Annotated in this window: 6 protein-coding genes; 2 read left to right on the top strand and 4 right to left on the bottom strand. The window is 67.1% G+C overall.

Features of this window, described 5'->3' with window-relative positions; all coding sequences use genetic code 11:
• Positions 1 to 473 (bottom strand): outer membrane protein assembly factor BamE (locus G3N93_RS34030; RefSeq protein WP_206134937.1); only part of this gene is annotated, 473 nt, incomplete at its 3' end.
• Between the two features lie 141 nt (positions 474 to 614).
• Between G3N93_RS34030 and fur the strand changes: the two genes are divergently transcribed.
• Positions 615 to 1,043, top strand: coding sequence for a ferric iron uptake transcriptional regulator (fur, locus tag G3N93_RS34025; RefSeq protein ID WP_011350926.1), 429 nt, complete (start codon positions 615 to 617; stop codon positions 1,041 to 1,043).
• A gap of 177 nt (positions 1,044 to 1,220) precedes the next feature.
• Here fur and G3N93_RS34020 read toward each other — a convergent pair whose 3' ends face one another.
• From G3N93_RS34020 to G3N93_RS34010, 3 genes are all read right to left on the bottom strand, one after another.
• Positions 1,221 to 1,739: an ureidoglycolate lyase gene (locus G3N93_RS34020; RefSeq protein ID WP_041493007.1), complete on the bottom strand. Its 519-nt coding sequence runs from the start codon at positions 1,737 to 1,739 to the stop codon at positions 1,221 to 1,223.
• 14 nt (positions 1,740 to 1,753) lie between these two features.
• Positions 1,754 to 2,761 (bottom strand): allantoicase, encoded by a 1,008-nt coding sequence (gene alc / locus G3N93_RS34015; protein ID WP_174939142.1) that lies wholly within the window; start codon positions 2,759 to 2,761, stop codon positions 1,754 to 1,756.
• 104 nt (positions 2,762 to 2,865) lie between these two features.
• Positions 2,866 to 4,188: a C4-dicarboxylate transporter DctA gene (locus G3N93_RS34010; RefSeq protein WP_174939140.1), complete on the bottom strand. Its 1,323-nt coding sequence runs from the start codon at positions 4,186 to 4,188 to the stop codon at positions 2,866 to 2,868.
• A 212-nt stretch (positions 4,189 to 4,400) separates the two neighbouring features.
• On the opposite strand from G3N93_RS34010, the gene G3N93_RS34005 reads away from it, so the two are divergent.
• Positions 4,401 to 5,123: a FadR/GntR family transcriptional regulator gene (locus G3N93_RS34005; RefSeq protein ID WP_174943811.1), complete on the top strand. Its 723-nt coding sequence runs from the start codon at positions 4,401 to 4,403 to the stop codon at positions 5,121 to 5,123.
• The last annotated feature ends 123 nt before the right edge of the window (positions 5,124 to 5,246 follow it).

Raw genomic sequence — 5,246 nt, 5'->3', positions numbered from 1 at the left:
GCTGCCGCTTGCGCGGCGCTCGCGGCTGCCGCTGCCTCGGCGGCCTTCTTCGCCGCTGCGGCCGCCTTCGCCTTCTTGCCGCCGCGGTCGCCGTCGATGTCGGCCAGCAGGTCGAGTTCCGAAGGCAGGTTGTCCGCCCCCGTCCAGCCCGCCAGGCGGTCGCCCGAGAACGTCACGACGAGATCGCGCTGCTGGACGACTGCCGTCGAGCCGCGCTTGAAGTAGAAGAGGTAATCCCAGCGGTCGGCGTGGAACATGTCGGCCAGCAACGGGGTGCCGAGCAGCGCGCGCACCTGCTCGCGCGACATGCCGACCTGCAGTTGCGAGGCCTTCTCCTGCGACACGAAGTTGCCTTGCACGACGGTAATCCGGTAGGGGGTGATGCTCTGCGCGATGCGCTGCGTCACGCTGTCGTACGACGAACAACCAGCCAGCGCGGCAACGGCGGCGGCAGCGATGATGACACTCCGCATGCGGCTCCTCTGAAAGTGCGAAAGAGATTCTGGAATCATTTCCCTCACCGTGCAGGCCCGTGTGCAGGCCGCGCGTGTTTCTGGAACGGCGAAAAGCCGGTAACATTGAAGCCCTGCATTGTACTCTAGGGATGCCTAGCCATGACCAATCCGACGGATCTCAAGAATATCGGGCTAAAGGCCACCCTACCGCGCCTCAAGATTCTCGAGATCTTCCAGCAAAGCCCGGTGCGCCATCTGACGGCAGAAGACGTCTACCGGAACCTGCTCAACGAGCAGCTCGACATCGGGCTGGCCACCGTCTACCGCGTGCTGACACAGTTCGAGCAGGCCGGCCTGCTCACGCGCAGCAACTTCGAATCCGGCAAGGCCGTGTTCGAACTGAACGAAGGCTCGCACCACGATCACCTCGTGTGCCTCGATTGCGGTCGTGTCGAGGAATTCTTCGACGCCGAGATCGAAGGCCGCCAGCAGGCGATCGCGAAGGAGCGCGGCTTCCGGCTCCAGGAGCACTCGCTCGCGATGTACGGTTCCTGCACGACCGAGAACTGCCCGCACCGCAAGCACTGATTCACGCGCGCCGCACACGCAGCACGGCCCGGACGGCATCTCGCCGCCCGGGCCGTGTTCTTTTCGGGATAGCGGCGGCGTGGCGCCGCGCGAGTCGCGCGCCCAGGCTTTCGAAAACCCTTCGATTCGCCCTCCCGGGCGACCGTCAGGCAGCCGAAGCCGGGCGTTGCACTTGCATCAGGCCGCGCAGGCCGGCTCGAACTCGAGCGCCCACGCGCGCTCGAGCGGGATCTCGTCGCAGTTCGGCTGCGTGCCGCCGCGATCGACGATCACGAAATCGCTGACCGCATCGAGCGCGAGCAGCGGATGGTGCCAAACGCCCTTCGCATAGTTCACGCCCTGCCAGCCTTCCGCGAGGAACGCGCGCATCGCGTCGGGCCGGAATTCGCCGGCCGGCGCGACGACGATCGCATAGCGCGACACGGCCGCGAGCGGGATGAACGCCTGGCTGCCGTGCGGATGGCGCTCCATCAGCGTGACCGCGACCGGCAGCGCGCGCGGCTGCGCGCGGAACACGCTGACGAGCGGGCGGCCGCCGTCCGCGCACACGTCGATCGTCGCGAGATCGTGGAAGCGCTCGGTCGTGCCGCCGTTGATCGGAAAATGCCGCGCGCCTTCGAGCGCGATCACGTCGCCGAACGGCGCGAACGCTTCGCGCGTCAGGCGCTCGACGCGCAGGATGTGGGATTCGCTCATGTCGTTGCCCTCGTTCAAGCCGGCTCGCCCCACAGACGCAGGCGCGACACGCCGCCGTCCGGGAAGATGTTGAAACGCACGTGCGTGACGGGGCCAAGCGCGGCGAGCTGGTCGAACGTGTGGACGTGGTCCATCTGCAGCTTCTGCTCGCCGAGCAGTTCGGCCCAGAACATCGCCTGCGTGACGAGCGAATCGTCGGTGCCGCCGGCGACCCGCGCAGCCTGCAGCGAACAGCGGTCGGGGAAATTGCCCTTGAAGAACGCGGTATCGACCTCGACGCGCCGGATGATGCCCGGCCGCGCGAGCGCGACGATCGCCCAGTCGTTGCCGGGCTCGCGGCGACGCCGCGTTTCCCAGCCGTCGCCCATGTTCACGCCGCGCCCCGGCATCAGCATCTGCGACGCCGGGCCGAAGTGCTGGTTGTTCGCCGCTACCAGGTAGCCGCCGTTCTCGGTCGCCGCGAGATCGACCAGCTCGCCGGCCGGCACCTGGCGCCAGTCGCGCTGCGGCTGGCCATACACGCGCAGTCGCGCGAGGCCGCCGTCCGGGTACAGGTTCACGCGCAGGTGCGTATAGGGCTGCGCATCGTCCACGCTCACGTAGTGATGCGAATTGCCCTGCAGCGTCGTCGCCGGGACGATCGGGCGCCATTGCGCGTCGTCGGGCGGCGTGTCGCCTTCGGCGACGCACGCGTCGATCGACGCGGCCGGCGGGAAGTTGCCGGTGAAGTGGCTCGTATCGAGATCGACGCCGTAGATCACGCCCGGCCGCGCGAGCCGCACCACGCAGAAGTCGTGGCCGGTCGTGCGCTTGCGGCGCGTTTCCCAGCCGTCCATCCACTTGCCGTGGTCGTCGTACTTGCCGGGAATGAACACGGCCGGCTCGGGATTCAGCATGCGCTCCTTCGGCGCGAAGAATTCGTCGCTGGCAAAGAGCGCCTGCGCCCCGAGGCGCGGGTCGGCGAGGTTCATGTAGCGCCGCGTAAAGGCCGGCGCATTCGGATCGAGGATGGGGGCTGCCATGTCGTCTCCTGAGGTTCGATGACGTGCCGGCGCATCGAGGCGCCGGCCACATGAATTCGGTTGCGCGGGATGACCAGGGGAAGCCGCCCCGCGCGGGGGTGCGCTCAGAGCGCGTGAGCCTGGTCGCCGGCGACCGGTGCCGCGCGGTCTTCCTCTTCGGCCGGCACGTAGCGCAGCTCGCGGTTCAGCACGCGTTTCGCGCGGGCACGATCGATGTCGTTCTCCCACACCGCGACGACGACCGTCGCGACGCAGTTGCCGATCAGGTTGGTCACCGCGCGGGCAATGCCGACGAACCAGTCGACCGGCAGGATCAGCACGAGGCCGAGCACCGGAATCGCGGGGATCGCCGACAGCGTCGCCGCGAGGATCACGATCGCCGAGCCCGGGATCCCGTGCGCGCCCTTCGACGTGACGAGCGACACGAGCAGCACGACGATCAGGTCATGCGTCGACAGCGGCGTGTTGGTGGCCTGCGCGATGAACAGCACGGCGAGCGTCAGGTAGATCGAGAAGCCGTCGAGGTTGAACGAATAGCCGGTCGGGATCACGAGGCCGACCGTCGAATCCTTGATGCCCATGTATTCGAGCTTGCTCATCACTTGCGGCAGCACCGCGTCCGACGACGCCGTGCCGAGCACGATCGACAGTTCCTCGCGCAGGTAGCGGATCAGCTTGAACACCGAGAAGCCCGCGAGCCGCATCACCGCGCCGAGCACGACCGTGACGAACACGAAGCAGCTCAGGTAGAACACCGCGACCAGATAGCCGAGCTGCTTGAGCGACGCGACGCCGTACTTGCCGGTCGTGAACGCGATCGCGCCGAGCACGCCGAGCGGCGCGAGCTTGATGATGAAGCCGATGATCCGGAAGAACACGTGCGACAGTTCCTCGATCAGCGAGTTGACGCGCTGTGCCTTGTCGCCGAGCAGCGACAGCGCGGAGCCGAACAGCACCGCGAACACGAGGATCTGCAGGATGTCGCCCTTCGCGAACGCGTCGATCGCGGTCTCGGGGATGATCTTCATCAGGTAGCCGGCCGTGTCCTTCAGGCTTTCGGCGTTCTTCGCGTACGACGCGAGCGACGACGCGTCGAGCGAGCGCAGGTCGATGTTCATCCCGACGCCCGGGCGCGTGAGCCACGCGAGGATGAGGCCGATGCCGAGCGCGAGCGTCGTCATGATCTCGAAGTAGATGACGGCCTTCAGGCCGACCCGGCCGACCTTCTTCAGGTCGCCCGCGTTGGCCATCCCGCTGACCACAACGCAGAACACGATCGGCCCGATCACCATCTTGATGAGCTTCAGGAAGCCGTCGCCGAGCGGTCGCAACGACTCGGCGAAATGCGGGAAGAACGCGCCGAGCGCGATCCCTAGGATAAGTGCGACGACTACTCGGCCAAACAGCGAATTGAGGAATTTCGACACGGCGCTCTCCCGATCCAACGGTTGCAGTTTCGTCTGTTCATACTGGTAAGACCAGTGATGTTATGGTGGATAGTAGGAAGCCGATATAGTGGAGTCAAGGACGGACAAAATAGGGATTTCCCGCCCCTGCCCGCCTGGTTTCGATGCACCTGACAGGGGCAGATCGTGGCTTTCCCGTAGGCCGGCCATGCACCGCCTGCGTGCGGATTACAATGCCGGTCAGACCGGCCAAAGTTCACATCATGAAAAACGTTCCGCATACCGTGACCGACGCCGCCATCGCGACGATCCGCGACCGGATCGAGGCAGGCGTGTATCCGGTCGGCAGCCTGCTGCCGGCCCAGCGCCAGCTCTCCGAGGAGCTGGAGATCAGCCGCGCGTCGCTGCGCGAGGCGCTGTCGACGCTCGAGGCGCTCGGGATGCTGCGCATCCGCGCCGGCAAGGGTGTGTACGTCGAAAGCGCGCAGGCCACGGCCGCGCATGCGTGGCGGTTCGCCGAGCAGTCGTCGCCGCCCGACACGTACCAGATGCGCTATGCGCTCGAAGGGTTCGCCGCGCGGATGGCCGCGCACGTCGTCAGCGACGACGACATCGCGTGGTTCGAGGACAACCTCGCCGACCTGCACGTCGCGCTCACCGAAAGCGCGCTCGACGCGGCGTCGCAGCTCGACTTCGATTTCCACATGCGGATCATCCATCTCGCCGGCAACGCGGCGATCGAATCGGTGCTGCGCAGCAGCGCGGACATCATGAAGGAAAGCCAGCGCATGCCGTTCTACCGGCGCGAGCTGCTGCTGTCGACGTGGCAGGAGCACCGCGCGATCGTCGATGCGCTGATCGCGCGCGATGCGGCCGCCGCCGGCATTGCGATCGAAACGCACATCGCGAACGCCGCACAGCGCGCGGGCATCTTCTTCCCGACGCCGCGCACGTAACGCGGGCGGGTGGGCGAGCGGCCCCCCGCCGCGCGCGCCGCCCGGTCGTACCGGTCAACCTCCCGACGGATCCCGATACGCGAGCGCACGCTCGATGAACGCGCGCGCCGCGACGCTGCGGTA

Origin of the sequence: Burkholderia sp. Se-20378, assembly GCF_017104665.1 — a bacterium.
Lineage (GTDB): Bacteria > Pseudomonadota > Gammaproteobacteria > Burkholderiales > Burkholderiaceae > Burkholderia > Burkholderia lata.
This window is presented reverse-complemented; position numbering and strand designations above follow the sequence as displayed.

What these genes read in the sequence shown, in the direction of transcription:
- fur (WP_011350926.1), top strand. Translation starts at nt 615, where the DNA reads ATGACCAATCCGACGGATCTCAAGAATATCGGGCTAAAGGCCACCCTA.
- G3N93_RS34020 (WP_041493007.1), bottom strand. Translation starts at nt 1,739, where the DNA reads ATGAGCGAATCCCACATCCTGCGCGTCGAGCGCCTGACGCGCGAAGCG.
- alc (WP_174939142.1), bottom strand. Translation starts at nt 2,761, where the DNA reads ATGGCAGCCCCCATCCTCGATCCGAATGCGCCGGCCTTTACGCGGCGC.
- G3N93_RS34005 (WP_174943811.1), top strand. Translation starts at nt 4,401, where the DNA reads ATGCCGGTCAGACCGGCCAAAGTTCACATCATGAAAAACGTTCCGCAT.